25 protein-coding genes are annotated in these 26659 nt (G+C 69.1%); 18 read left to right on the forward strand and 7 right to left on the reverse strand.

Annotation, left to right across the window (positions count from 1 at the left end; all coding sequences use genetic code 11):
• The first annotated feature begins 6 nt into the window (after nucleotides 1–6).
• The 8 genes from EV379_RS00645 to EV379_RS00680 all read left to right on the forward strand — a co-directional run bounded on the left by EV379_RS00645 (nucleotide 7) and on the right by EV379_RS00680 (nucleotide 8399).
• Entirely contained in the window at nucleotides 7–1101 is a 1095-nt protein-coding gene (locus EV379_RS00645; protein WP_165397246.1) for a lactonase family protein, read from the forward strand.
• A 176-nt stretch (nucleotides 1102–1277) separates the two neighbouring features.
• The gene (locus EV379_RS00650) at nucleotides 1278–2444 is read left to right on the forward strand and encodes a baeRF11 domain-containing protein (protein ID WP_130504455.1); all 1167 of its coding nucleotides are present in this window, start codon (nucleotides 1278–1280) and stop codon (nucleotides 2442–2444) included.
• Nucleotides 2445–2673: 229 nt separating this feature from the next.
• Nucleotides 2674–4602, forward strand: a complete 1929-nt coding sequence (locus EV379_RS00655) for a DUF8034 domain-containing protein (protein ID WP_242616172.1) — start codon at nucleotides 2674–2676, stop codon at nucleotides 4600–4602.
• Nucleotides 4603–4657: 55 nt separating this feature from the next.
• Entirely contained in the window at nucleotides 4658–5494 is an 837-nt protein-coding gene (locus EV379_RS00660) for an RraA family protein (protein WP_130504456.1), read from the forward strand.
• A 37-nt stretch (nucleotides 5495–5531) separates the two neighbouring features.
• Nucleotides 5532–6476 carry an aldo/keto reductase gene (locus EV379_RS00665; RefSeq protein WP_130504457.1) on the forward strand — a complete coding sequence of 315 codons (945 nt, stop codon included), beginning with the start codon at nucleotides 5532–5534 and terminating at the stop codon, nucleotides 6474–6476.
• Nucleotides 6473–6817: an L-rhamnose mutarotase gene (locus EV379_RS00670; RefSeq protein ID WP_130504458.1), complete on the forward strand. Its 345-nt coding sequence runs from the start codon at nucleotides 6473–6475 to the stop codon at nucleotides 6815–6817. The genes EV379_RS00665 and EV379_RS00670 overlap by 4 nt, the downstream gene beginning before the upstream one ends.
• A 5-nt stretch (nucleotides 6818–6822) precedes the next feature.
• Nucleotides 6823–7731, forward strand: a complete 909-nt coding sequence (locus tag EV379_RS00675) for an amidohydrolase family protein (protein WP_165397247.1) — start codon at nucleotides 6823–6825, stop codon at nucleotides 7729–7731.
• Nucleotides 7728–8399, forward strand: coding sequence for a GntR family transcriptional regulator (locus tag EV379_RS00680; protein ID WP_130504460.1), 672 nt, complete (start codon nucleotides 7728–7730; stop codon nucleotides 8397–8399). Before EV379_RS00675 ends, EV379_RS00680 begins: the two co-directional genes overlap by 4 nt.
• 138 nt (nucleotides 8400–8537) lie before the next feature.
• Here EV379_RS00680 and manD read toward each other — a convergent pair whose 3' ends face one another.
• The 3 genes from manD to purL form a co-directional block, all read right to left on the reverse strand.
• Nucleotides 8538–9770, reverse strand: coding sequence for a D-mannonate dehydratase ManD (manD, locus tag EV379_RS00685; protein WP_278044012.1), 1233 nt, complete (start codon nucleotides 9768–9770; stop codon nucleotides 8538–8540).
• Nucleotides 9771–10017: 247 nt separating this feature from the next.
• A complete protein-coding gene (locus EV379_RS00690; RefSeq protein WP_130504462.1) occupies nucleotides 10018–10530 on the reverse strand; it encodes an NUDIX domain-containing protein in 513 nt (170 codons plus the stop codon).
• 148 nt (nucleotides 10531–10678) lie between these two features.
• Entirely contained in the window at nucleotides 10679–13018 is a 2340-nt protein-coding gene (purL, locus tag EV379_RS00695; protein ID WP_130504463.1) for a phosphoribosylformylglycinamidine synthase subunit PurL, read from the reverse strand.
• A gap of 168 nt (nucleotides 13019–13186) precedes the next feature.
• Here purL and EV379_RS00700 point away from each other — a divergent pair, with 168 nt between their 5' ends.
• The 4 genes from EV379_RS00700 to EV379_RS00715 all read left to right on the forward strand — a co-directional run bounded on the left by EV379_RS00700 (nucleotide 13187) and on the right by EV379_RS00715 (nucleotide 17116).
• Nucleotides 13187–13603, forward strand: coding sequence for a plastocyanin/azurin family copper-binding protein (locus EV379_RS00700; RefSeq protein ID WP_130504464.1), 417 nt, complete (start codon nucleotides 13187–13189; stop codon nucleotides 13601–13603).
• Between the two features lie 184 nt (nucleotides 13604–13787).
• Complete coding sequence (locus EV379_RS00705; RefSeq protein ID WP_130504465.1) at nucleotides 13788–14069, forward strand: DUF4242 domain-containing protein; 282 nt, start codon at nucleotides 13788–13790, stop codon at nucleotides 14067–14069.
• Complete coding sequence (locus tag EV379_RS00710; protein ID WP_130504466.1) at nucleotides 14066–14335, forward strand: hypothetical protein; 270 nt, start codon at nucleotides 14066–14068, stop codon at nucleotides 14333–14335. Before EV379_RS00705 ends, EV379_RS00710 begins: the two co-directional genes overlap by 4 nt.
• A gap of 69 nt (nucleotides 14336–14404) precedes the next feature.
• The gene (locus tag EV379_RS00715) at nucleotides 14405–17116 is read left to right on the forward strand and encodes an AAA family ATPase (RefSeq protein ID WP_130504467.1); all 2712 of its coding nucleotides are present in this window, start codon (nucleotides 14405–14407) and stop codon (nucleotides 17114–17116) included.
• A gap of 38 nt (nucleotides 17117–17154) precedes the next feature.
• Here EV379_RS00715 and EV379_RS00720 read toward each other — a convergent pair whose 3' ends face one another.
• Nucleotides 17155–17616 (reverse strand): DUF3817 domain-containing protein, encoded by a 462-nt coding sequence (locus EV379_RS00720; RefSeq protein WP_242616173.1) that lies wholly within the window; start codon nucleotides 17614–17616, stop codon nucleotides 17155–17157.
• Between the two features lie 152 nt (nucleotides 17617–17768).
• Here EV379_RS00720 and EV379_RS00725 point away from each other — a divergent pair, with 152 nt between their 5' ends.
• The 3 genes from EV379_RS00725 (at nucleotide 17769) to EV379_RS00735 (ending at nucleotide 20997) form a co-directional block, all read left to right on the forward strand.
• Complete coding sequence (locus EV379_RS00725) at nucleotides 17769–18251, forward strand: Fur family transcriptional regulator (protein ID WP_130504469.1); 483 nt, start codon at nucleotides 17769–17771, stop codon at nucleotides 18249–18251.
• Nucleotides 18252–18375: 124 nt separating this feature from the next.
• Nucleotides 18376–19830 carry a catalase gene (locus EV379_RS00730; protein ID WP_130504470.1) on the forward strand — a complete coding sequence of 485 codons (1455 nt, stop codon included), beginning with the start codon at nucleotides 18376–18378 and terminating at the stop codon, nucleotides 19828–19830.
• Between the two features lie 90 nt (nucleotides 19831–19920).
• Complete coding sequence (locus tag EV379_RS00735; RefSeq protein ID WP_130504471.1) at nucleotides 19921–20997, forward strand: VanZ family protein; 1077 nt, start codon at nucleotides 19921–19923, stop codon at nucleotides 20995–20997.
• A 92-nt stretch (nucleotides 20998–21089) separates the two neighbouring features.
• Here EV379_RS00735 and EV379_RS00740 read toward each other — a convergent pair whose 3' ends face one another.
• The 3 genes from EV379_RS00740 to purS form a co-directional block, all read right to left on the reverse strand.
• Nucleotides 21090–22025, reverse strand: a complete 936-nt coding sequence (locus EV379_RS00740) for a hypothetical protein (protein ID WP_130504472.1) — start codon at nucleotides 22023–22025, stop codon at nucleotides 21090–21092.
• Nucleotides 22026–22259: 234 nt separating this feature from the next.
• A complete protein-coding gene (gene purQ / locus EV379_RS00745) occupies nucleotides 22260–22958 on the reverse strand; it encodes a phosphoribosylformylglycinamidine synthase subunit PurQ (protein ID WP_130504473.1) in 699 nt (232 codons plus the stop codon).
• Nucleotides 22958–23224 carry a phosphoribosylformylglycinamidine synthase subunit PurS gene (gene purS, locus EV379_RS00750; protein ID WP_055835640.1) on the reverse strand — a complete coding sequence of 89 codons (267 nt, stop codon included), beginning with the start codon at nucleotides 23222–23224 and terminating at the stop codon, nucleotides 22958–22960. The genes purQ and purS overlap by 1 nt, the downstream gene beginning before the upstream one ends.
• 184 nt (nucleotides 23225–23408) lie before the next feature.
• Between purS and EV379_RS00755 the strand changes: the two genes are divergently transcribed.
• From EV379_RS00755 to EV379_RS00765, 3 genes are all read left to right on the forward strand, one after another.
• Entirely contained in the window at nucleotides 23409–24473 is a 1065-nt protein-coding gene (locus EV379_RS00755; protein WP_207226167.1) for an ATP-binding cassette domain-containing protein, read from the forward strand.
• A gap of 5 nt (nucleotides 24474–24478) precedes the next feature.
• Nucleotides 24479–25321 carry an ABC transporter permease gene (locus tag EV379_RS00760; RefSeq protein WP_130507207.1) on the forward strand — a complete coding sequence of 281 codons (843 nt, stop codon included), beginning with the start codon at nucleotides 24479–24481 and terminating at the stop codon, nucleotides 25319–25321.
• A 277-nt stretch (nucleotides 25322–25598) separates the two neighbouring features.
• Nucleotides 25599–26564, forward strand: coding sequence for a phosphate/phosphite/phosphonate ABC transporter substrate-binding protein (locus tag EV379_RS00765; RefSeq protein WP_242616174.1), 966 nt, complete (start codon nucleotides 25599–25601; stop codon nucleotides 26562–26564).
• Nucleotides 26565–26659: the final 95 nt, after the last annotated feature.

A 26659-nucleotide genomic window follows, 5' to 3' on the forward strand; every position in this document is an offset into this window, starting at 1 on the left:
ATGAAGATGGACGCGACGTTGTTGATCGGTGGGTACACGGGAGACTCCGGAGCCGGACTCGGCATCGAGGCCGCGGTGGCGACGCCGGATGCCGGGATCACCGGTCTCGGCACGGCCGCTGCCGTCGGCTCACCGTCGTACCTGGCCCGCCACCCGCTGCTGCCGGTCGTCTACGCCGCGTGCGAGGATGCGGCGGAGGTGCGCGCCTTCGCCATCGAGGGCGGTGCCGGTACCGCGGAGGCGCTCACGCCGGATGCGGCGGTAGCGCTCAGCCCGCTCGGCGGGCCGTGGCCGGCCGGCGCCCTGGTCTGCCACGTCGCGGTGGATCCCGGTGGCCGCTGGCTCGTGTCCAGCAGCTACGGCGACGGCATCGTGTGCCTCTTCACGCTCGACGAGCGCGGGGGCATCGCGGCGCGATTCGAGGGCGCGCCCGCGGTGGACCTCGCGGCCGCGGCCTCCGGCAGCGCGCCGCGACCGAGTCGCGCGCACGCAGCGCTCGCACTCCCAGACGGCCGAATCGCCACGACCGACCTCGGGCATGATCTGCTGCGGGTGTGGAGCGTCGTCCCGAACGGCGGCGCGGAGGGGGCCGAACGCTTCGAGCTGCGGCTCGACCAGGAGCTCGCCCTGCCGGCCGGAAGCGGGCCGCGCCTGCTCGATCTGCACCCAAGCGGGCACATCTACATCATCACCGAGTACTCGATCGAGATCGCCGTCGTCGCCCCCGTCGCCGGGAGCTCGACGTATGCACTTTCGGGCATGTTCCCGATCCTCCCCGCCGGTGAGGCTCCGGTCGACGGTGACTGCGGGGCGCACATCAGCATCGACGCGGCCGCCGCGCGCGTCCACGCCACCGTGCGCCGGCGCAACACACTGCACAGCTTCGGCATCTCCGCCGACGGCAGCACGCTGCATCCGCTCGCCGAGATCGGCACGGGCGGAAACTGGCCGCGCCACCACCTGCAGCATGACGGGCGTCTGCACGTGGCCAATCAGCTCTCGAACGCGGTCAGCACCTTCGCCATCGGCGAGGACGGCCTGCCCGGCGCCCTGCTCGGCGAGTTCGCGACCGGCGCGCCCAGCTGCGTGATCGCGCTGTAGCGCCGAGCGCCCGTCCGCGCTCCGCGCCGTCGACCCCGAACTGATCCGAACCGACCCTCCCGTTCCGCGCCGCTCGAACATAGACTGGCGAACGAGGGAGCTCGTCGCATTCGAGTCGTTTCACTCGGGGTCGGCATCTGGCTCCCTGAGCATGGAACGACGATGGGGAGTTACACGTGCAGCACACCGATATCCCAAGCAGAGACACGATCTTGGCCCTCGCAACGGCGAGGGATCCGAAGAGCGTCTCGATCTACCTTCCGACCAGTCCGCTCCCAAAGGACTCGGAAGCCTCCCGCATCGAACTGCGCAATCAGGTCGACGAAGCGCAGCGCCAACTCAGTGAGGCCGGTGCCGACAAACGGCAGATCGCGGCGATCACCGACCAGATCGCCGACTTCATCGAGGACCGCGCGTTCTGGACGCATCTGTCCAACAGTCTGGCCCTCTTCGCGACACCATCGGGGCTGAAGACCTTCCGACTGCCGAACCGACTGGAGGCCGCTGTCGAGGTCTCCGACCGCTTCTACGTGAAACCGCTCATGCGGGCGGCGACGTTCCCCCAGACGGCCTTCGTTCTCGCTCTGGCCCAGAACTCCGTGCGCCTGCTCGAGATCAGCGCCGACGATGTTCCGCATCGGATCGAGGTCGCCGGGATGCCGGAGAACGTTGCAGACGGCGCGGCCCTCGACCCGGTCGCCGGACGGGCACCGGCCGGGCACCAGACCGGCGGACGCTCGGGCGGCGGCATCACGACCGCGGGGCGCATCCAGGGCGCTGAGGGGCAGAAGGTGCGCATGGCCGAGTACTCTCGCGCCATCGTGCGCGCACTCCGACCGACGTTCACGGGACTCAACGTTCCGCTGATCATCGCCGGCGCCGAACCGCTGGTGAGCATCTTCCGCGGCGTGAGCACATACCCGCACCTGGCGACGCAGACGATCGCCGGCAACCCGGAGGAGATCCCGGACGCCGAACTCGCGGCATCAGCCCGCCTGATCCTCGACGAGATCTACGCCGCCCAGCTCGCCCTGCTGCGGGAGAGCTTCGCCGACCGGCAGGCCAACGGCCGCGCGTCGACAGACCTCAGCGATGTGGCGCGCGCGGCGACCTTCGGCGCGATCGAGACGCTGTTCGTCGACATCGACCGCTCGATTCCCGGCAAGATCGATGCGGAATCCGGCGCCGTCACCGTCGATGCGGCGGATGACGGCATCAACTACGGCGTCGTCGACGAGATCCTGCGCCGGGCCCTGCTCAGCGGCTCGCAGATTCTCGCAGTCCGGGCGGAAGATGTGCCGGGGGGAGGCGCCTTCGCAGCAACGCTGCGGTTCGCCGCCTGAGCGATCAGCAGCACACAACGACTGGCCGCGCCGGCTTCGGCGGGGCCAGTCGTTGCGTGTGCGCGGCGGCGGCGACGACGGCTCGGGCGGGCGAGGATGCGATTGCAAACGATTATCGATTATCGTAAGGTCAGTTCCACACCCGCCACCTGAAGGACGCAATCAATGACGATTTTCTCGCGCGCCGTCGCGATGACGGCAGTGCTCATCGCCGACGGGGGGCTGCGCCGTGGCTGAGCGCGACATCCTCGTCATCCCGATGACGACGATTCCGAGCTGGGCGGTTCTGGAACGCCGGCTCTTCGACACCGTCGAGGAGAGCTGGCGGGTCTTCGCCGAGAAGTTCACCGAGGCCGACGGCCGGCTGCGCTTCGATCGCGGTTTCGAGGGTTCACGCGATGGGGTCGACGACTTCTACGAGGCCTTCTTCAACTGGCCGGCGTTCTACAGCCTGGGCGGTTCGCGCGAGATTCTGGATGCCGCCAAGCACCACTGGGCGGGGGTCACCGCCCAGCTCACCGAGGCCGGAATGCTCACGGACGAGTTCGAGAACGGCTACGACTGGTTCCACCAGGGCGAATCACTGATCTTCTTCTACGCCCTCTGCGCCGCCGATCCGCTCGATGCCGAGTTCCGCGAACGCGCCAGGCGCTTCGCCGAGCTCTACACCGATGCTCGCGGGGGCAACTACGACGTGGAGAGCAACACCATCGCCGCGCCGCACAACGGCGCTCGCGGGCTGCTCGATGGTCTCGGCCCCGAGTGGCTCAGCTACCCGGCATCCCAGGAGTACATGCGCCCGTACGGACTGCCGCTGGAGTACCTGCCCGGCATCTCAGGCTGGAGCGATCTGGAGGATCCGGCCAAGGCGGATGCCATGGGCGACGCGATGCAGGTCGTGCTCGGCGCCGGCGACGTGCCGATCAACCTCGCCTCGACAAGTCTCGTGCTCAACCGTTGGCTCTACGACGGCGATGAGCCCAGCGAGCGCTGGATCGCCCGCTACGTCGACGGCTGGCGCGCGCGTGCGGCAGACAATGACGGGCTGATTCCCGACAACGTATCGCCAGACGGCCGCGCCGGCGGCATGCACGACGGGCGCTGGTTCGGCGGCCACTACGGCTGGACCTGGCCGCACGGCCTGCTCTCCGTCGAGATGGGTGCGCTCATCGGTGCGATGAATGCCGCCTTCGTCACGGGCGACAACTCCTACCTCGACCTCGCCCGCACGCCGCTGGACACGGTGCTCGAGCACGCCATCACGGCCTCCGTCGACGACACGCCGATGAGCATCCAGTCCGGGTGGCAGGACCGCCTCGGTGCCGCGTCTGCAGAGCCCGCGCTGCTCGTTCCGCACCGCTTCGGCAAGGACGGCTGGTTCGATTTCGGCCCGATGCCAATGAGCATGCCGATGTGGCTGTGGTGGTTCTCGCGCGAGGATGCCGACCGTGAACGCCTCGACCGCGTGATCGCCGGTTCGGTCGAATCGGCCATCGGCTTCGGACCGTTCCGTGACAAGGAGGAGGCCGGGCACGAACGCCCGTGGCTCGCCTACCTGAACGGCGAGAACCCCGAGTACCCCGAGGCAGCCCTCGCTGGTGCGCTTGGCCAGGTCGCACGGCGCATGGCCCTGATCGAGGCGGAAGACCCCGACATCCGCACCGTGCACATCCACTTTTGGCAGCAAGTGAACCCGGTGGTCACCGAGGTGCTGACTCAGCTGGTCGCCGGCGCCCCGCAGGTGCTCTACAACGGCGGCATCCCGTTCGCCGCGCTCTCCTACGAAGACGCCGATGAAGGCCGGCAGGGCTTGCCCGCCGATGTCGCCGCCCTCGTGCGCTCGATCGACGGCGAGTGCATCCGGCTCGAGCTCGTGAACCTCAGCATGACGCAGACCCGCCGCGTGATTGTGCGTCCCGGCCGCTTCGGAGAACGGGACATCGTCTCGGTCACCTCCTCCGGTGAGGCCGGCGGCGACTACCCGGGGCCATCACCGGCGTACCGGTCGCTTCCGGGTGAGGCGGTGCAGCAGACCGTGGAGATCGGCGCAGCGGAGTGCCTGATCGAACTGCCGCCAAACCACCGCGCCGAGCTCACGCTCCTCACCCGGCCGAGTGGGCGCCGCCCCGCTTTCACCGCGACCGGCACTGCCGGCTGACCGGCCGGCGCCGCCCCCCCCAATCCGACCGCACCCACGAAACCGAGGTATCGCCATGAGCGAGCTGCTCCAGACCACCACCGCCGACGAGGCGCTCTCCGACGACGTGCCACGAATCGGCGGCATCTGGAATCTGCCCGTCCGCGGCCCTGAGATTGCGCAGCTCGACCCGGCCATCGTCGAGGCCTTCGCCGGCATCAGCTCGGCGACGGCCTGCGCGCAATTGCACCGGATGGGCATCTCGCAGACCTTGATCGAGGGTCCACAGACGACGATGCCTGGCACGCGCATCGTCGGCAGGGCCGTCACGTTGCAGTTCATGCCGTTGCGCGAGGACATCTACCAGGATGCCGGCGAGACGCAGGAGTACGTCGAGCGCGCAACGGCGCTCTGGGGCGTGCTCGACGAGATCCAGCCAGGCGACGTGCTCGTCGTGCAGGCCTACGGCTCCTCGCGCTCCGGTGTGGTCGGCGAGATGCTGGCTCAGCATCTGCAGAACCGTGGCGGGGTCGGGCTCGTCGTCGACGGCCGCATCCGCGACTCGCAGGCGGTGCGCGAGGATGGGCTGCCCGTCTGGTCGCGCGGCGGCACCCCGCACTACGCCTCGCAAGGCGAACTCTTCGCCTGGGCGTACCACGTGCCGATCGCCGTCGGCGGCGCGCTCGTCATCCCTGGCGACATCATCATCGCCGACGATGACGGCGCCGTCGTCGTGCCCGTGGCGAAGGCGGAGGCGATTCTCGCCGCCAGCCAGAAGCACGAGGACTGGGAACACTTCTCCCGCATGAAGCTGCGCGCCGGTGGGGCCCTGCGCCGCTACTACCCGCTGAACGCCGCCGGTCAGGCGGAGTACCAGCAGTGGATCGCCGATGGGCGACCCGAGATTGTCTGAGCCGCCGATGCCGGAGTCGCGGGCTGCGCAGCCCACCATGCAGACGACCACCGTCGGTGCGGCCGTGCCGGTCAGTCGCTTCGGTCTCGGCACCGCCAGGCTCTCGAACCGTGCCGACCAGGCCGAGGCCACCCGGGTCGTCGCCGCGGCGATCGAGCGGGGCGTCACCTACTTCGACACGGCCCCGTTCTACGAGATCGGCCAGGCCGAGCTCGCCATCGGGGTCGCGCTGCGGGAGATCGGCGATGCGCCCGTCACGATCTCAACCAAGGTCGGCCGCATCGTCGACCCCGCAACCGGTGCCTGGCACTACGACTTCTCCCGAGACGGCGTTCTGCGCAGCCTCGACGCCTCCTTCGCCCGCCTGCAGCGGGACCACGTCGACATCGTCTACGTGCATGACCCAGACGACCACGCGGCCGAGGCGAGCACCGGTGCGATCCCGGCCCTGCTGCAGCTGCGCGACGAGGGCGTGATCGGCGCGGTCGGCGTCGGCATGAACCAGTGGCAGCTGCCGCTGGAGTTCGTGCGGAACTTCGACCTCGACGTCCTCCTCATCGCCGGCCGATACTCGCTGCTCGACGTGAGCGCGGCGGATGAGCTGTTCCCGGTGTGCATCGAGCGCGGTATCGGCGTTGTGCTCGGCGGCGTGTTCAACTCCGGCATCCTCGCGGATCCGAGCGGTCAGGCCACATTCGCCTATCGCCCGGCCGCGGCCGAGCAGCTCGAGATGGCACGCCGAATGCAGGCCATCGCCGTGCGGCACGGCTTCGCCCTCGCCGACGTGGCTCAGGCGTACAGCGCGGCGCACCCGGCCAGCACGGTCGTGCTCATCGGTGTGACCGACGTCGCGCAGCTGGAGACGAACGTCGCGGCCTGGCACCGGCCCATTCCCGATGCGCTCTGGGCAGAGCTGGATGCCGCCGGGCTGCTGCCGCGGGGCGGCACACTGCCGCAGGCAAGCGGCGGAGGACGGCTGTGACCGGGATCGTGCGTACCGCGCGGCGCACCCGAGTGCGGCCGGGCATGGCCGAGATCTATGCCCGGGTGCACGCGCGCCTGCCGGAGGCCGTGTTCGAGTCGCTGCGCGATGCCGGCATCCTGAGCTGGCGCATCTGGAGCATCGGCGACGAGCTCTTTCACGTCATCGAGTCGACGCCAGAGACCGAGGCGGCGCTCGAGAGGCTCCGGGAGATCGGGCCGGTCGATCCGGAGTGGGCTGCCCTCATCTCGACGCTCGTCTTCGAGGGGCCAGGAGACAACGAACTACTCACCCCGGTGTGGGGAATGGACACGGAGACCCAATGGGGCGGCGAGGGTTGAGCGGCATGGCACTTCTCGACGCGCACGTGCACATGTGGGACACCGCGGTGTTCCGCCTGCCCTGGCTCTCCGCCGTGCCGACGTTGGCCGAGCGCTACGACTTCGACGCGGTGCGCTCGCCCCTCGCCGACGGCATCATCTGCGTGCAGGCCGGCGAGACGCTGCTCGAGGCGGAGTGGCTGCTCGAGCAGGCCGCACGCTTCCCCGGTGCCGCGGCATCCGGAACCGGTGTTCCCGGCATCGACGCGATCGTGCTGCAGTACGACCCGAGCGACGACCCGGAGGCCTGGGCCGGCGCCGTGCACCCTGTCGTCGTACGTTCGCTGGCGAGCGGCGGGCCCGTCGCCGGTGTGCGCATCCCTGCCCACGGCGCCCCCGATGACCTCGCCGCCATCCCCGGTGTCGACGCGCTCTGCGCGGGCCTGGCGGCCAACGGCCTGGTGCTCGAGCTGCTGCTGCGGCCGGCCCAGCTGAGTTCGGTCGCGCACCTCGCCGAACGGCACCCCGCGCTCACCATCGTGCTCTGCCACATGGGAATCGGGCAGGACCCGATCGAGCACGGCTGGGAGGCCGAACTGGCGAAAGTCGCCACACACCCGACGGTGAACGCGAAGATCTCCGGCATCCTCTCTGCCGCGGATGACGCCGGCCGCCCGGACGATCCCGCGCGCATCGTGCGTGCGGCGCTCGCGTGCTTCGGTGCGGGACGACTGCTCTTCGGCAGCGACTGGCCGATCTCCACGCGCACCGGCCTCGACCATCTCGGCATCGTCGCGCGCATCGACGCCGAACTCGCCGGCTGCAGCGACGAGGAGCGCGCGCTGATCTACGGCGGCACGGCCAAGGCGGTCTACGGCATCCCGGAGGTCCCCACGACGACATCCACGCATCATGACGATAGGTTGAGCAGATGAGCGATGCAGGCTACACCTCTCTGAGTCTGGACAGAGGTTTGCTCTCGGACAGGGTCTACGCGCTCATCAAGACCTCGATCCGCGACGGCAGTTTCGAGCCAGGTGCGCAGCTCGTCGAGTCTCAGTTGGCTCGCGAACTCCAGGTCAGCCAGGCGCCGGTGCGTGAGGCGCTCAAACGCCTCATCCACGAGGGCGTGGTGACGCACGTTCCGCATCGAGGCAGCTTCGTCACCACGTTCAGCGCCGAGGAGGCGGAGCAGGCGCGCACGGTGCGCATCGCACTCGAGGGCTTGGCAGCCTCACTGGCCTGCGGGCACCTCACCGACGTGGCCCGCACGGACCTGGAGAGCGTGATCGAGCAGATGCACGACGCGGCATCCGCAGGCGATATTGCGCGGTTCCGCGAGCTCGACCTCGTGTTCCACCGCACCGTGATCGAGCAGAGCGGCAACATCTACCTGCCCCGCATGTGGGAGCAGATCGAGCCGAGCCTGCGCGCCCTCCACGTGCTGTCCGACCCGAACTTCGGCGGCGACTGGCACGCCATCGCCGAGACCCACCGTGGGCTGCTGAGCGCTCTCGACGGAACGGAGCCGGAGGGTGCTGCCCAGGCGTTCCGCGCGCACGCGGACGGGCACGCGTTGACGGCCGGGCCGGCCGCGGACTGACGCCGGGAGCCGCCAGGCGCACCGTCGCGTGCGGGCGGCACGCGTCCCAGACACACCCGTCGGCGCGGAAGGGCCGGCTCTCGCGAGTAGGCCCTTCTGCGCTCAGCGCAGCTGGTCAGCTGATTGGGCGCTGCGCGATCACCAGTCGTGGATCGTGCCGTCGAGCTTCAGTCGGTTGACGGGCAGGTAGGCCGGCGTGTACTCGAAGCTCGCGGCCAGCTCCTCGTTGTACTCGACGCCGAGACCGGGGTTCGTTCCAGGGTGCAGCAGGCCGTTCTCGAAGGTGTAGCTGGTCTCGAAGACCTCCAGCGTGTCGGCGGAGTGCTTCATGTACTCCTGGATGCCGAAGTTGTGGATGGCGATGTCGAGGTGCAGCGCGGCGGCCATGCCGACCGGCGAGATGTCGGTCGGGCCGTGGAAACCGGACTTGATCTGGTAGATCGCCGCGAAGTCCATGATCTTCTTGAGCGCGCTGATGCCACCGGTGTGGGTAACGGCGCTGCGCACGTAGTCGATCAGCTGCTCGGTGATGAGCGTCTGGTAGTCGAAGACCGTGTTGAAGACCTCGCCGATCGCGAGCGGCGTCGTCGTCTGGGAGCGGACGCGGCGCAGCGCCTCCTGGTTCTCGCCCGGCGTGCAGTCCTCGAGCCAGAACAGCTTGTACGGCTCGAGCGACTTGCCGAGGATGGCGGCCTGGTTCGGCGTCATCCGGTGGTGGCCGTCGTGCAGCAGCGGGAGCTCGTAGCCGAACTTCTCGCGCACGGCGGCGAAGACGCTCGGCAGGTGGTTCAGGTAGGCGGTGGTGTCCCACTCCTCCTCGACGGGCACGGCGCTGCGCTTGGCCGGTTCGTAGTCGTAGCGCTGGCCGGGCGCCTGGTCGCTCGCGACGCCGTAGACCTGTCCGAGTCCGGGAACCGCCGTCTGGATACGGATCGCCTTGAAGCCCTGGTCGAGGTGGTTCTGGATCGAGGTGAAGAGCGAGGGGATGTCGGAGCCGGAGGCGTGCCCGTATGCAAGCGCACCGGTGCGAGAGGCGCCGCCGAGCAGCTGGTACACCGGCTGGCCCGTGATCTTGCCCTTGATATCCCACAGGGCGACGTCGACGGCGGCGATCGCCGCCATGGTCACCGGCCCGCGGCGCCAGTACGCTCCGCGGTAGAGGTACTGCCAGGTGTCCTCGATGTTCTGCGGGTCGCGCCCGATCAGCATCGGGATGATGTGCTCGTTGAGGTAGGCGACGACCGAGAGCTCGCGCCCGTTCAGGGTCGCGTCGCCGAGGCCGGTCACCCCGTCAGAGGTGGTGATCTTCAGCGTGACGAAGTTGCGTCCGGGACTCGTGACGAAGACCTCTGCGCGTTCAATGGTGCTCACGGTGCTTCTCGTTCCTTCGCTCATGGTGGGTGGATCGTCTGGTGTGCGGGGGTGGCGGTCAGACGTTTCGTGTCGACGCTGACGTGTGTGCGCGGCCGCTCACCGTCCATATAAGCACAGCCGCGTTGGTTCCATGACAAGACGTCCGATCTCTGGACACGGTGGTGCGTCAGCCCGTGGTGCTGTGCGGTGCCGTCAGACGAAGTCGTGACGCGGCTCGGCCGCTGCGCCGACTGGCGGGCGTCGCTCAGAAGCCGTACGCCACCGTCGAGGCGAGGGTGCCGGTGCGGAGGCCGTCGAGCACGAACAGCTCGTGCGGCACGACCGGGGTAGGCAGGGCGTCCAGCGGGAACCAGGCCAGACCGGCTGCCTTCTCCTCCTGCAGTTCCGGCGTTCCGTCCCACTCGCGGCAGGCGAAGAAGAAGTCGACGCGTTCATCGATCGATCGGCCGTTGCCGTGGGTGCGGTGCATCGCGGTCAAGGGATGCAGCGCAGCAGGGTTGATCGTGACGCCGAGCTCTTCGCGTGCCTCACGGGCTGCGGCGGCGAACACGGATTCGCCCGGCTCGACGTGGCCGGCCGCGCCAGAGGCCCAGTGCTCGTCGTAGTATCCGGTTCCGCGGCGCAACTGCAGCAGCACCTCGTCAGCGCCAACGGTGTCGGTCCCCGCGTACAGGCTTCCGGAGCCGGAGCCCGGCCGCAGCAAGAGCACGTACGCGGCCGGAATCACCTGGAACCGGCCGTGCGGTTGATCGCTCATGGCACCAGCCTACGGTCAGCCACGAGCCTGACGCAGCCCCCGGTAAGCGGGGTCTGGAGACGGCAGCACGGCATGGCCCTCATGCCGGAGCGGGAACGCGGAAGGGCCCGGTCGCGAGCGACCGGGCCCTTCCGCGTGCGACTGGTGGCTAGTAGCCGACCACCGGGCCGAAGGCGTCGGCCAGCGGGGAGCGGTGCGCGGTGCGGAGCTCCTCGAGCGGAACGTGGAACTCGCCCTGGATGTCGAGGCCGTCGGTGCCGGCATCCGTCACGCCGATGCGGAGCACCTCGTACTCGCGTCCCTCGCAGAGGCCGCGGAACTTGACGTCGTCCTCGCGCGGAACGCTGACGATGACGCGACCGGTCGACTCGGAGAAGAGCGCGGTCGCCGTGTCGACGCCGTCGCGCTCGGCCAGGTCGCCGAGCCAGACGCGGGCGCCGACGCCAAAACGCAGCACGGCCTCCGTGAGGGCCTGGCCGAGGCCGCCGTCTGCGAGGTCGTGGGCGCTGTCGATGAGGCCCTCGACGGATGCCGCGTGCAGCAGTCCGGCCAGGCGGCGCTCGGCCGCGAGGTCGACGACCGGCGGGCGACCACCGAGGTGGTCGTGGATGACGCCGGCCCAGGCCGAGCCGTCAAGCTCGAGCTTGGTCGTGCCGAGCAGGTAGATGTTGTGTCCGTCATCCTGCCAGCCCGAGGGGATGCGGCGGGCGACGTCGTCGATCACGCCGAGCACGGCCACGACGGGCGTCGGGTGGATGGGGGCATCGCCGGTCTGGTTGTAGAACGACACGTTGCCGCCGGTCACGGGAACCTCGAGCTCGAGGCAGCCGTCGGCCAGGCCCTCGACGGCCTGGCTGAACTGCCACATGACCTCCGGGTTCTCCGGCGAGCCGAAGTTCAGGCAGTCGGAGATGGCGACGGGAACCGCGCCGGTCGTCGCCACGTTGCGGTACGCCTCGGCGAGGGCCAGGCGGGCGCCGGCCTTCGGGTCGAGCTGGCAGTACCGGCCGTTGGCATCGGTGGCGACGGCGAAGCCGAGGCCGCTCTCCTCGTCCACGCGCACCATGCCGCCGTCATCCGGGAAGCTGAGCGCGGTGTTGCCGAGCACGTACTTGTCGTACTGGCTGGTGATCCAGGTCTTGTCGGCGAGGTTCGGGCTGCCGACGAGCGTGAGCAGCTGGGCGCGTAGCTCTGCGGCATCCGCCGGGCGGGCGAGCGTCGCGGCGCTGTCGGCCTGCAGGGCGTCGATCCAGCTCGGGTAGGCGACCGGGCGGTCGTAGACGGGGCCGTCGACGGCGACCGTGTTCGGGTCGACGTTGACGATCTCCTCGCCGTGCCAGTTGATGACGAGGCGGCCGGTGTCGGTCACCTCGCCGAGCACGCTGGTCTCGACATCCCACTTCTTGACGACCTCGAGGAAGCCCTCGAGCTTCTCCGGGGTCACGATCGCCATCATGCGCTCCTGGCTCTCCGACATGAGGATCTCCTCGGCGGTGAGCGTCGGGTCGCGCAGCAGCACGTTCTCGAGGGCGATGACCATGCCGCCGTCGCCGTTGGCCGCCAGTTCGCTCGTCGCGCAGCTGATGCCGGCGGCGCCGAGGTCCTGGATGCCCTCGACGAGCTCGTTCTTGTAGAGCTCGAGGCAGCACTCGATGAGCACCTTCTCGGCGAACGGGTCGCCGACCTGCACGGCGGGGCGCTTGGTTGGACCGCCCTCGTCGAAGCTGTCCGAGGCGAGGATCGAGGCGCCGCCGATGCCGTCGCCGCCGGTGCGGGCACCGAAGAGCACGACCTTGTTGCCGACGCCCTTTGCGTTGGCCAGGTGCAGGTCTTCGTGGCGGAGCACGCCGACCGCGAGGGCGTTGACGAGCGGGTTGGCCTGGTAGACCGAGTCGAAGTAGGTCTCGCCGCCGATGTTCGGCAGGCCGAGGCAGTTGCCGTAGAAGGAGATGCCGGAGACGACGCCGTGCACGACGCGGGCCGTGTCCGGGTGGTTGATGTCACCGAAGCGGAGGGCGTCCATCACGGCGACGGGGCGGGCGCCCATCGAGATGATGTCACGGACGATGCCGCCGACGCCGGTCGCCGCACCCTGGAACGGCTCGATGTAGCTGGGGTGGTTGTGGCTCTCGATCTTGAAGGTGACCGCCCAGCCCTCACCGACGTCGACGACGCCGGCATTCTCGCCCATGCCGACCATGAGGTTCTTCTTCATGGCGGGGGAGACCTTCTGGCCGAACTGGCGCAGGTAGTTCTTGGAGCTCTTGTACGAGCAGTGCTCGCTCCACATCACCGAGTACATGGCGAGCTCGCCGGAGGTGGGGCGGCGACCGAGGATCTTCTTGATCTGCTCGTACTCATCGGGCTTCAGGCCGAGGGCGCCATACGGCTGTTCCTTCTCGGGCGTCGCGGCGGCATTCTGAACGGTGTCGGCGACACCGCGGCCCGCAGAAGCAGGCGCAGAAGTAGTGGCGGGGGTTTCGGTCACGAGTGGCGCTCTCCCAAAAGCAATGGCACGGCCCAGGACGACAAGGCACGGCTGGCGGATGCTGGCTCCGCCCAGTCTACCGTTCCGCTCTGGGCCCGACGGTCTCTCACGCCCGGCCGCCCGGCCTAGGCTGGATGGGCCGAATCCCGGCGCAACGCAAGGAGCACGATGGTTCACACTCACGCCGGTTTCGCAGTCGCGGGACGCCCGACTCGCACGCGTCGATCGGCGGTGGCGCTCGCCGTCGCACTGCTCGCTGTGGCCGCGCTGCTCGTGCTGAGCGGCTGCTCGAGCAAGCCGGACGTCGTGCCATCCGCCGATGCGGCATCCGTCGACGTCGCAGCGACCGTCACCGTCAAGGACATGACGTTCACGCCGGCAACGGTCACCGTCAAGCCGGGCCAGGCCGTGACCTGGATCTTCGACGACGGCGTCGTCGAGCATGATGTCGTGGCCGCCGACGGCAGCTTCGTGAGCGAGCTGATGACGCAGGGCAGCTACACGCACGTGTTCACCGAGGCCGGCACCGTCAACTACAGCTGCAGCCCGCACCCCCGCATGGTCGGGGTCGTGGTCGTCGAATAGGGCTCCAGACCAGCGCGCACTGCCGCTCGTAGCCGACGGTGAGCAGTCGGCCGCCAGCTCCCCATCGCCGCGCACTCAGCCGCCAGCCCAACATGGGGAAGTCCTCCCGATGCCTGGACGCACCCGCCGCCGTGACGATTGAGACATCCGGTACCAGCCGGAGTCACAAGAAGGAACGGTAACCATGAAGACATTCATCATCGAACGCGAAGTTCCCGGTGCTGCCCAGCTCAGCCTGACCGAACTCGCGGAGATCTCGACGGTATCGAACGCCGCAGTCGACTCGCTCGGCGTCGAGTACCAGTGGGTCACCACCTACGTCGCGGGCGACAAGCTCTACTGCATCCACCGCACCGACGACGGCGAAACGGTGCGCGAGCACGCTCGCCGGGGCGGGTTCCCCGCGAACCTCGTCTCGGAGGTCGTCGCGGAGTTCGGCCCGCACACGGCCAGGGAAGCGCGGTGATCACTGTGGACGCCACCCTTCCTGCCCCCGTCTTCGCGAGCGGAGGCGCCGCGGCTGAGAACATCGACGCGTGGCGGGGCCGCCTGGTCGCGTGCCTCGCCGACCTCGTCGAGCGCTTCGGCACCTTCGCCGGCCGCCGCCTGGGCCTCGGGCAACGCCGTGAGCCGCTCACGCACGAGTCGGTCGCGCTGGACCTCGAGAACCGGCGTATCGCCGCCGAGCTGCGCGCGGATTCCCAGCGCGCTTTCGTTGCTCGGCTCGCCTGACCGCGTGCACAGCACCGCATGGTCGAAATCGACCCCCCGAACCGGCCCCATGACACGTACGCTGCTGTCATGGGGCTCTTCGAGCGCGAGCCCGAGCTCGCGATACTCCTCGCCGAAGTGCAACGCATCGATGAAGTCGGCCGCGTCGTCACGGTGACCGGCGATGCCGGCGCAGGCAAGACGAGCCTGATCCGCGCCGCGACGGATCCGGACCGCGGTGGTCTCGCGCAGACCGGCACTCGGCCGCGCCTCCTCAGCGGCCTGTGCGACCCCTTGACAACGCCGCGACCGCTCGGACCGATCGCCGATGCCCTCGGCGAGCTCGAACCTCCGGCCGGGGTCGGCGCATCGCAGACCGCCCGGCGGCAAATCGGGGTGGCCGCGATCGACGGCGAAGCCCGCTTCGTCGAGGCGGTCGCCGCCCGCCCGACGGTGCTCGTCATTGAGGACGCGCAGTGGATCGACGCCGCCTCGGTCGAGATGTTGCGCTATCTCGTGCGGCGCATCGACGCACTTCCCGTGCTGCTCGTGATCAGCTACCGCGATACCGTCGTGGGCGTCGGGCACCCGCTGCTGCCACTGCTCGGCGACATCGCCCGCCTCGACACCGCCTCGTCGATCGCGCTGCGGCCGCTCTCGCTCGCCTCGGTCGCGGCCGTGCTCGACGGCACCGGCGTCGACCCCGGGCATGCGCACGAACTCACGGGTGGCAACCCGTTCTACGTCGGCGAGATCGCGCGGCATCCCGAGCAGGAGTTGCCGGCGACGATCCGCGACGCGGTGCTCGCGAGCACGACCGGCCTGGACGCCTCCGAGCTTGAGACCCTGCAGCTCATCGCGACCGCCCCCGACGCCCTCGACGACCGACTGCTTCCGACCCTCGGAATCGACCTCCCGCTGCTTCGCAGGCTGGAGGCGACCGGCCTGATCGTCCGGGCCCGCCGCGGCATCGCCTTCCGGCACGAACTCGCGCGGCTCGCGGTGCTCGACTCGGTCGGGCCTGGCGGCGCGAGCCTGCTGCACCGGAGGCTCCTCGCGGCGCTCGAAGCGTTCGGATCGCACGACTACGCCGTGCTGACGCATCACGCCGAGGCGGCCGGCGATGATCACCGCACCCAGCGCTACGCCGCACTCGCCGCCGACGTCGCGACGCGCACCGGTTCGCACTGCGAGGCGGTTGCGTTCCTCGAACTCGCGCTCGCGCAGCTGAACGACGGTGATGTCGAGGCAGGGGCGACCGGGGGTGCCGGCGCGGCGCTCGACCTCACCGAAACCCGCGAGCGTGCCGACATGCTCGAGCGCCTGAGCACAGAGCAGTACATGGTGTCGCGGCTGCCGGAGTCGATCACGTCGATCGACGCGGCACTGCGCCTGCGCGAACGGCTCGGCGATCAGGGCGGCGCAGCCGCAGCGCACGACCGTCGGGCCGTGGTCGAGTACTACTCGGCCCGCCGACAGGCGGCCGAGCACCATGCCGAGCTCGCGGTGGCCGCGGCCGACGGCACCCCGAATGCCGCGTCTGCACGGGCGACGCTCGCGTATCTCGCCTATCGGCGGCTCGACCTGGCTGCCGCGCGCGCGATCCTGCTCGAGGCACGACCGGCGCGCGCCCCCGCCGACCCCCGTGCCGCAGGCCAGAGAGTCGTCGACGACTGGCTCGGCTTCGACGACGACCCCACTGCGATCCGGATCGCCATCACCGAGGCGGCCGTCGACCTCGTGGACGGCGAGCCGTCTGGCCGACCTCGACTGTTGCTGCGTGCCGCCCAGGCGCTCGACCGCTCGCTCGACGAGGTCGGCACGACCGCGTTCTCGAACCTCGTGGCGATCGACATCGAGGAGCGCCGGTTCCGTGAGGCGGAGGACGTGCTGGCCCAATCGATCCCGGTGACCATCGCGCGGGAGATCCCCATCTGTTACCAGTGGCAGACCGGCATGCGAGCGCGCCTGCACCTGCTGCGCGGGCATTGGGCCGCGTCGGCCGAGGACGCCGCGGCCATCCTCGACGAGGGCAGCGCGCCGCTCGCCTCGGTCTGGCCGCACCTCGTGCTCGCGCTCGTCGCGTTGCGCACCAGCGGCGATGATCCGACCGTCGCCGAGCACCTCGACACTGCGTGGGGCCTCGCGCTCGAACTCGGGGAGTCGCTCATGATCCTTGGCACGCTCGCCGCGATCGCCGAGCGGAGTTGGGTGGGCGGCGCCGATGACACGCGCCTTCAGGAGTCGACGGCGCACATGGCCGTCGCGGCGTCGCTGCCCGGCACGGAGTGGGCGATCGGCGAGCTCGCCGTCTGGCTCGCCCGCCTCGGGCGGGCGCCGGAGCTACTCGCTCGCGTGGCCGAGCCACACCGGCTCGAGCTGGCGGGAGCGCACGCGGAGGCAGCCGCGGCATGGGGCGCGCTCGGCTCGCCATTCGAGGCATCGCTTGCCGAGCTTCACGGAACCAACCGCGACGCGGCGGTTGGCGCCCTCGTCCGGCTCGAGGAGATGGGGCTGGACGCCACGGCGGCCCGCGCCCGCGCCCTGCTCGCCGCAGCGGGAGTGCGCGGGCTGCCGGCGCCGCGGCGCACGAGCACGAAGTCGAACCCCTCTGGGCTCACCAACCGCCAGCTCGACGTGGCCCGCCTCGTCGCGAAGGGGCTGACGAACGCCGAGCTCGCGACGAACCTCTACATCTCGCCGAAGACCGCCGACCATCATGTCTCGGCGATCCTCGCGAAGCTCGGCCTGTCGAGTCGGCGCGAGATCGCGCGCCGTGCGGCGGAGTTCGGCATCGACTGAGCGCCGCCCCCGCCCGCTGTCGGGGCCGAGGCGGCGTGCTAGCTCCAGCCCCCGGGAGGGCCCGCGATCAGCAGCACGGTCATGATGCCGGCGATGCCGATGACGAAGATGCCGACGAGCGCGGCGGTGTGGTTGAGGAACCAGCGCATGGTGCTGTCGATCCAGTGCTTGTCGCGCGGGTCGTCGCTGGTCTCCTTGCGCCACGGTCCGTCCAGGCGGCCAGTGCGGTCGGCCCAGATGTCGAACGGCACGGTGGCGTATGGCACGATCGCCGTGACCACGCCGAGGATGATCAGCGGGATCGACCAGCGCTGGTTCACACCGACGAGCACCGCCGTGAACGCGTAGGTCAGGAACACGAGGCCGTGCAGCGAGCCGGCGATCAGCACGGGCAGTCCGCCGGCGTCGAAGCCGTACTTGAGGATCATCGCGGTGATCAGACCGGTCCAGGTGATCGCTTCGGCAATGGCGAGTGTGCGGTAGAACAGGCGTGGTGACACGGCGAATGGCTCCAAAGATCGGGGGATGATCCCATCATCGCAGTCGCGGCTGGTCGATCGCATGCGTCGAAAGTTCGAATCGTGCTGTGTGAATGCTGTGCGGGCCGCGATAGTTGTTTTGACTCGATCAAAACAACTGCTACGGTGGAGTCATGACATCGGATGCCGCAACCACGAGCCCAGAGGAGCGCCTGCGCTCCGCCGGGCTCAAGGTCACGGCCCCCCGCCTCGCGGTGCTCGACGTCGTCCAGCGTCCAGGCCACCGCAGCGCGGAGGACATCTTCGGTGCCATCGGCAGCACGCTGCCGAACAGCTCGATGCAGGCCGTCTACGGCGTGCTCGCCGCACTCGAGGGTGCCGGCCTCCTGCGCAAGATCGAACCGGCCGGCTCGCCCGCGCTCTACGAGAACCGCATCGGCGACAACCACCACCACCTCGTCTGCACCAGCTGCCAGGCGGTGCAGGACGTCGACTGCGTCATCGGCGAGGCGCCATGCCTCACGCCGCACAGCACGCACGGCTTCGAGATCCAGACGGCCGAGGTCACCTTCTGGGGCCTCTGCGCCGACTGCCAGGCCGCCCGCGCCTCAGCGGACATCGAAGCAGAAACGGAAGCAGGAGCCGAGGCGCGCTAGCGCGGCATCCGCACCCTCAACACCGCCCCGTCACGGAGGCAGTACTCGGCGCGCCATCGCGCCCCCACGAACGTATCCGCCCTACCGAACACCACACAGAACCGAAAACACAGAGAAGGACGCCATGTCGGAGATCACGACCACGCAAACCGGAACCCCTGTCGCCAGCGACGAGCACTCGCTCACCGCCGGCCCGAACGGCGCGACCGCGCTGCACGACCGCTACCTCGTCGAGAAGCTCGCCCAGTTCAACCGTGAGCGCACCCCGGAGCGTGTCGTCCACGCCAAGGGTGGCGGCGCGTTCGGCACCTTCGTGGCCACGGAGGACGTCTCGGCCTACACCCGTGCCGCCGTCTTCCAGAAGGGCGCGGAGTCTGAGACGCTGCACCGCTTCTCCAGCGTCGCCGGCGAGCAGGGTTCGCCGGACACCTGGCGCGACGTGCGCGGCTTCTCGGTGAAGTTCTACACGACCGAGGGCAACTACGACATCGTCGGCAACAACACCCCCGTCTTCTTCATCCGCGACGGCATTAAGTTCCCCGACTTCATCCACTCGCAGAAGCGCATGCCCGGCTCCGGCCTCCGCAACTCCGACATGCAGTGGGACTTCTGGGGCCTCTCGCCCGAGTCCGCCCACCAGGTCACCTACCTCATGGGCGACCGCGGTCTGCCGCGTTCCTGGCGCGAGATGCCCGGCTTCGGCTCGCACACCTACCAGTGGATCAACGCGGCCGGCGAGCGTTTCTGGGTGAAGTACCACTTCACCTCGAACCAGGGCAACGTCGAGATCGACGCGGCAGAGGCCGAGCTCATCGCCGGTGCGGATGCCGACTACTACCGCCGCGACCTCTACGAGGCCATCGAGGCCGGCAACTTCCCGTCGTGGGACCTGCACGTGCAGGTCATGCCCTACGACGACGCGAAGAACTACCGCTTCAACCCCTTCGACCTCACCAAGGTCTGGCCGCACGCCGACTACCCGCTGATCAAGGTCGGCACGCACACGCTCAACCGCAACCCGCAGAACTTCTTCGCCGAGATCGAGCAGGCCGCCTTCTCGCCGGCGAACACGGTTCCCGGCATCGACATCAGCCCCGACAAGATGCTGATGGCCCGCGTGTTCAGCTACCCGGACGCCCAGCGCTACCGCGTCGGCACCAACTACAACCAGATCCCGGTGAACTCCCCCGTTGCTCCCGTTAGGAACTACTCGCAGGACGGCGCGCAGCGCCACGGCTTCAACGCGCCGACCGTTCCGGTGTACGCGCCGAACTCGGTCGGTGGCCCGGCGGCCTCCGCCGAGGCGGCAGGCATGGGCAGCTGGGAGAGCGACGGCGAGCTCGTGCGCGCCGCCGCGACCCTGCACTCAGAGGACGACGACTTCGGCCAGGCGGGAACGCTCTACCGCGAGGTGTTCGACGACGCCGCCAAGGCGCGCTTCGTCGACACCCTCACGGGCCAGGGCAGCTCCATCACGGTCGAGGACATCCGCGAGCGCTTCTTCCAGTACTGGACGAACGTCGACGCCGAGCTCGGCGCCACGCTCCGCGTGACCGTCGCCGCGGTCCTCGCCCTCTAACAGCTCCACCGGGCGCAGCCCGCTCACCGAACGCCCCGGCCCCCGTTGGCCGGGGCGTTCTGCGCACCCGGGGGCTGTTAGCGTTGGGCGGTGTCTGACCCCATCGCGCCCGCGCTCGTTGCCATCATCGGGGGGTCGGTGCTCGCCGTTCTCCTGTTCGTCCCCTTCGTGGCTCTGAGCTATCGCCGCCGTGGCGGACTGAGCCCCTGGCGCATCGTGGGCTGGGCCGCTCTGCTCGTCTATTCGCTGGCGATCTGGAGCTACACGCTGCTCCCGTTCCCTGACGCATCGGACATCAGCTGCGTCGGCGCTCAGCTCGACCCGCTGCAGGCGCTCGTCGACATCCGCTCGTTCGACACCGACGGACCACGCGCGTTGCTCACCAACCCGGCCGTGTTGCAGCTCGTCTTCAACGTGCTGCTGTTCATGCCGCTCGGCTTCCTGCTGCGCACGCTCTTTGCCCGCGGCGCCGTCGTCGCCACCGTCGTCGGGTTCTCCGTCTCGCTCCTGGTCGAACTCACCCAGCTCAGCGGAATCTGGGGTCTCTACTCCTGCGCATACCGCTTCTTCGACGTCGATGACCTCATTGCGAACACGCTCGGGGCGCTGCTCGGCTCGCTCGTCGCGATCGCCGTCGTGCGGCGGGGTACAGCAGGCACGCCCGCTGCTCCGAGCGCGATCACTCCGTGGCGGCGCCTGCTCGGCATGCTCTGCGACTGGCTGTTCGTGGTCGTGCTCGGCAGCGCGGCCGCGATCGCCTGGCGCGCGCTGCAGCTGTATGCGCTCGGCGTCCCGTTCGACGATCTCAATCTCACGGTCGAGCACCTGCTCGCGCTCTGGCTGCCCCTGCTCATCCAACTCGGCGTCGTTCTCGGCACCGGCAGCACCATTGGCGAGTCGACCGTGCTGCTGCGCGGTGTCGACGGCCGCCTGCCGGCACCGCTCGGTCGTGCGATCCGCTTCGCCGCCGGGATCGGTGGCTACGGCGTGCTCGCGGCGGTCGACGGCGGCGCGCTGCTCTTCGCCGCCTTCGTGATCGCGAGCATCATCGGCGCGTTCCGGAGCGCCGGCCACCGCGGCCTCGCCTCGGCCCTGGCCGGCATGGGTGTCGAAGACGCGCGCACGCGCGATGTCCGCGCGCTCCGCATGCCGCAGGGTTCCGAGTAACGGCTCGCCTCGGCATCCGCGATCGAATCGCCACAGAAGGCTCAGAATCGGGCCGATCCTGAACCATCTGTGGCGAGTGGATGCCGCGGCCGTCAGCCGCGCCAACCCGCCCGGTTCAGGGCGGCTCGCACCCGCTCAACCGTGTCGGCCGGTGTCACGAACAGGCCGCGGGAGCGCACGTACACGACGTCCCAGCGCGCCAGCGCAACCCGCTCGCGGCGGTACATGTCGGCCTCGTACTGTCTGGCGTTCTCGCGGTGGTGGTCGCCGTCGTACTCGACGCCGACATGCCACGCCGGGTACACGAGGTCGACGCGGGCGAGGAAGCGCCCGTCCGCCGTGTGGAGGGTCACATTGACCCGCGGCTCGGGAAGGCCGGCATCCACGAGCAGGAGCCGGAGCAGCGTCTCCGGACGCGACTCGGCGCCCGCCCGCACACGGGGGAGTGCCCCGGTGGCCGCCCGCTTGCCGCGCCCGATGTGGCCGGCCAGCTGCTCTGTCAACGCTGCGACGCTTGTGAACGGGCGTGGGTCGAGAGGGTCAAGCACGACGGGGTCGAGCACGAGGTGGTCGCCGACCGCCACGAGTTCGTGCGGCGGGAGTAGGGTCGAGAGCTGCACCCACGTTGTGGCCGGGTCGGTGACGGGCACGCCGTAGCGCATCGTCAGCGTGGCGGATCCCGGCCGAAGCTCGTGCCCGACCACACCGCGCGTGCGAGGCGGGCGCTGCGGGGCGAAGCTCGACACGTGCAGCGCCTCAGCGGCCCCGAAGCGGTCCGGCAGCGGAGCGCCCCAGAGCCGTGCCGCGCTCAGGTGGCTGAAGAACTGCCCCGGCTGCATCCGCGGCATGAACGCCCGGCAGCGCTGCAGTGCCGAGTCCTCCGCCGAGACGGGCGTGCGCACGCCGTAGAACGGGCGCGCGAGGTCCGCGGCCCGCAGGCGGCCCCTGGCCACGCCGGCGGCCCTTGCCGTTGACACCGTGAACGGGTGCCCAGACAGCGCGGACGGCAGCGGTTCCCTCTGGGGCATGCCCCATGATGGCGCGGCTCGCCCCTGACCCGCGGAAGTTATCCACAGGCGCCGGCCCTCTGCGCCGACTCGCCGTCATCCACTCGCCAGAGATGGCTCAGGACCGAGGCAATCCTGAGCCATCTGTGGCGACTCGATGCATGCGCGGGCCGGCGGATGCCGGAGCGGGCCGGAACGCAGCAGCGCCCGACCCCAGAGGGGCCGGGCGCTGCGTGAATGCTGGTGTGCGAACGCCTAGGCGTTGACGAGTGCCTGCTTGATCACCGAGGTGAAGAAGCCGAGGCCGTCGACGCCGGAGCGCATGGCCGCGTCGGTGTCAGGACCGAAGCCGGCCTCGACAGCGTGCTCGGGGTGCGGCATCAGGCCGACGACGTTGCCGCGGACGTTGCGCACGCCGGCGATGTCGTTGAGCGAGCCGTTCGGGTTCACGTCGACGTAGCGGAACATGACCTGGCCCTCGCCCTCGAGGCGCGCGAGCGTCTCGGCATCGGCGATGAATCCGCCCTCGCCGTTCTTCAGCGGGATGGTGATCTCCTGGCCGACGGCGAAGTCGCTGGTCCAGGCGGAGTCGGTGTTCTCGACGCGCAGCTTCTGGTCGCGGCAGACGAAGTTGCCGTGGTCGTTGCGGATCAGGCCGCCGTCGACGAGGTGTGCCTCGGCGAGCATCTGGAAGCCGTTGCAGATGCCGAGAACGGGCATGCCCTTGTTCGCGGCGTCGATGACCTCGGTCATGATCGGCGAGAGGCTGGCGATCGCGCCGCAGCGCAGGTAGTCGCCGTAGCTGAAGCCACCGGGCAGCACGAGGGCGTCAACGCCCTCGAGGCTGTGCGAACCGTGCCAGAGCGCGACGGGCTCCGCGCCGGCGAGACGCACGGCGCGCTGGGCGTCGCGGTCATCGAGCGAGCCCGGGAAGGTGACGACACCGATCTTCATCAGTGCGTCTCTCCGGCCGGCGTCTCGTAGTGGATGCCGACGACGTCTTCGATCACCGAGTTCGAGAGGATGTCGTTGGCGATCGCCTCGACCTCCGCGCGCACGGCGTCGGTGACGGGGCCGTCGACGGTGATCTCGAAGCGCTTGCCGATGCGCACCGAGCTGAATCCGTCCTTGCCGATTCGGGCGAGGGCGCCGGCTACGGCCTTGCCCTGCGGGTCCAGCAGTTCGGCCTTCGGCATTACTTCGACGACGATCGTGGGCACCGTGATTCTCCATCCGGAGTCGAGAGGGGTGGGGTCAGGCCAATTCTACCCACTGCTGGCGCGACGCGAAGCGTCGCGAAAGGCGGCAGCCCCAGCCAAGGCACGCTACTCAACGGCGACCGATGCTCGACGGCATCCGGAGCACCCCTTGATCGCATCGCGGAGCGCGACTACCGTACACAAGGTGAGTTTTATTCAAGCTGATGGGCTTGTGAAGATTTACACGCCCAAGGGCTCAGCCCCCGTGCACGCACTCGATGGCGTCGACCTCTCAGTGCGGCAGGGCACGGTGCGCGCGCTGCTGGGCCCGAACGGCGCAGGCAAGACGACGATGGTCAAGGTGCTCACCACGCTGATCAAACCGGATGCCGGCCAGGCGACGATCGACGGCATCGACGTCGTCCGCGACGCCCACCGCATCCGCCCGATCATCGGCGTCTCCGGCCAGTACGCCGCCGTCGACGAGAACCTCACCGGGCTGGAAAACCTCGACATGGTCGGACGGCTCTACCACCTGGGTCCGAAGGCGACCAGGCGCCGTGCAGCCGAGCTGATCGAGTCCTTCGAGCTGACCGAGGCGCAGAACCGCCCCGTCAAAGGCTTCTCCGGCGGCATGCGGAGACGCATCGACCTCGCCGGCGCCATCTTCTCCCGGCCGCGGGTCCTGTTCCTCGACGAGCCGACCACGGGCCTCGACCCGCGCAGCCGGCTCGGCATGTGGGACGTCATCACCGGCCTCGTCGGCGAGGGGACGACCGTGTTCCTGACCACGCAGTACCTGGAAGAGGCCGACCGGCTGGCCGACGACATCTCGGTGATCGACGGCGGCAAACTCATCGCGGAGGGCACAGCCGACGAGCTGAAGGCTCGCATCGGCGGACAGCAGATCGAGCTGACCCTTGTCGATGCCGATGACCGCGATGTCGCCGCCCAAGTGCTGCAGCACCACGGGGCCTCCGATGTGCGCGAGGACAGCGACGGTCGCAGCCTCTCCGTGGCCGTGCGCGAGGGGCCGCTCGCGCTCGAGCTCGTGCTGCGCGAACTGAACTCCGTCGGCATCCGCCTGCACGATGCCGGCATGCGCAGACCGACCCTCGACGACGTCTTCCTGAAACTCACCGGCCACATGGCCAGCGAGGAGGCCGACGGCGACGAGGTCGATGGCGGGAAGTCGAAGAAGTCCAGGCAGGACAAGGCCCAGAAGGAGAAGACCCAAAAAGAGAAGACGCAGAAGGCGGGCGTGCCGTGACCGCCGTGCGGGAGCCCACGATCCTGCCGGATGCCGCGGCCGTTCCCTCATCGATCGGAACCTGGTTCAGCGACGGCTGGATCACGACCCGGCGCAACCTCATCAAGATCAAGCGCGTGCCGGACATCCTCGTCTTCACGACGCTGCAGCCGATCATGTTCGTGCTGCTCTTCACCTACATCTACTCCGGCGTGATCACGATCCCCGGCAGCAGCTACACCGAGTTCATCATGGCCGGCATCTTCGCCCAGACCGTGGTGTTCGGCTCGACGTACTCGGGGTCTGCGATGGCGCAGGATTTGAAAGACGGCATCATCGACCGTTTCCGTACGCTGCCGATGAGCCCATCCGCCGTGCTGGTCGGGCGCACAAACGGTGACCTGTCGATCAACGGCCTCTCGATGGTCGTCATGATGCTCACGGGTTTGATCGTCGGCTGGCGCATCAACTCGAGCTTCTGGGAGGGCGTCGCCGGGGTCGCGCTGCTGCTGCTGTTCGCCTACGCCTTCTCGTGGGTGATGGCGTTCGTCGGCATGAGCGTCCGGAGCCCGGAGGTGGTCAACAACGTCTCCTTCCTCATCCTGTTCCCGCTCACCTTCATCTCGAACGCCTTCGTGCCGGCCGAGACGCTGCCGCCCGTCCTGCAGACGATCGCCGAGTACAACCCGGTGTCGGCCCTCGTGCAGTCGGCGCGCGAGCTCTTCGGCAATGTGCCGCCAGGCACGCCGGTCGGTGACGCCTGGACCCAGCAGAACCCGATCGCGACCACGCTGATCGGCATCGCCGTGATGCTGGTGATCTTCGTTCCGCTCTGCATCCGCAAGTTCGTGCGCATCAGCAGCCGCTGAGCGGTTTCGACCCTTCGGCAGACTCGGGGCCGGCCGAGCTCACCAGCTGGGGCCGCTGAAACCGCACCAGCATCGGTCGCGGTTCCCGAGATTGCCTGATTGTGGGCTGCCGCCTTTCGCTGCACAATTCGATGCTTCGCATCGGATTGTGCAGCGCGCGTTCACCGGCGCGTAACCGATGAGCGACTGTCGGTTTGCCGTGCCTGCCTACCGTGATCGATGTCCGCCGGCACTTACACAGCATTCGCACCTGCCGGAATTCTGAAAGGTCACATCCGTGTCATTGCTTTCCAAGCCGACCAACGGCTCGTTCACCCTTCCGCGTCTGCTCGCCGTCGGCGCGGCACTCGCACTCACCGTCGGTCTGGCGGCCTGCGCCCCGGCGGCAGGAACCTCCGACGACGGAGCGGGCGCCGCCGACGCCAACGCCGAGACCGTCAGCTTCGCCAAGGATGACGCGACGCTCGTCTTCGGCGTCGTTCCAGACACCGTCGACACCCAGACCAACTACCAGCCGCTGATGGACTACATCGCCGAGATCACCGGCAAGGAGGTCGAGTACCACGAGTCGACCGACTACGCCGCACTCATCGAGGCCGCGGTCGCGGGCAAGATCGACGTCGCCAGCTTCTCCGGCTTCACCTACGTCACCGCCACCAACAACGGCGCAGAGATCACCCCGTTCGCCTCGATCATCACGGAAGAGGGCGAAGAGCCCGGCTACTACTCCGAGGCCATCGTCCCCGAGGGCAGCAGCATCACCTCGATCGACGGCTTCAAGGGCAAGAAGGTCTGCTTCGTCGACCCGAGCTCGACCTCCGGCTACCTGTTCCCGAGCTACAACCTGCTCGAGGCCGGCGTCGACCCGCAGAAGGACGTCACCCCGGTCTTCGCCGGCAAGCACGATGTCTCGGCCCTCAAGACCTCCGAGGGTGTCGAGTGTGAGGCCGGCTTCGCCGAGGACTCCGTCGCCGAGAACCAGGCCGGCGTGAAGATCATCGCCAAGACCAAGGTCCCCGGCGCCCCGATGGTCGTCTCCAACAGCCTGCCGACCGAGCTCAAGACCACGATCATCGACGGCCTGAGCAACATCACGATCACCGACATCCAGGACGCCGGCATCAAGAACGCCGACTCGGAAGGCTTCATCAACACCTTCTACGCGCTCGCCCCGGTCGACGACGAGTACTACGACGTCATCCGCGACATCTGCGAGACGACCAACGCCAAGCAGTGCCAGTAGTCAGCACCACCCGCACCGAGTAAGGCCTGAGCGGGTTCCGGATGCCGCAACCGCGGCATCCGGAACCCGCTCGCACAGCCGCAGCGCACCACTCA

Origin of the sequence: Microterricola gilva, from assembly GCF_004217495.1 — a bacterium.
In the GTDB taxonomy this organism is placed as follows: Bacteria; Actinomycetota; Actinomycetes; order Actinomycetales; family Microbacteriaceae; genus Microterricola; species Microterricola gilva.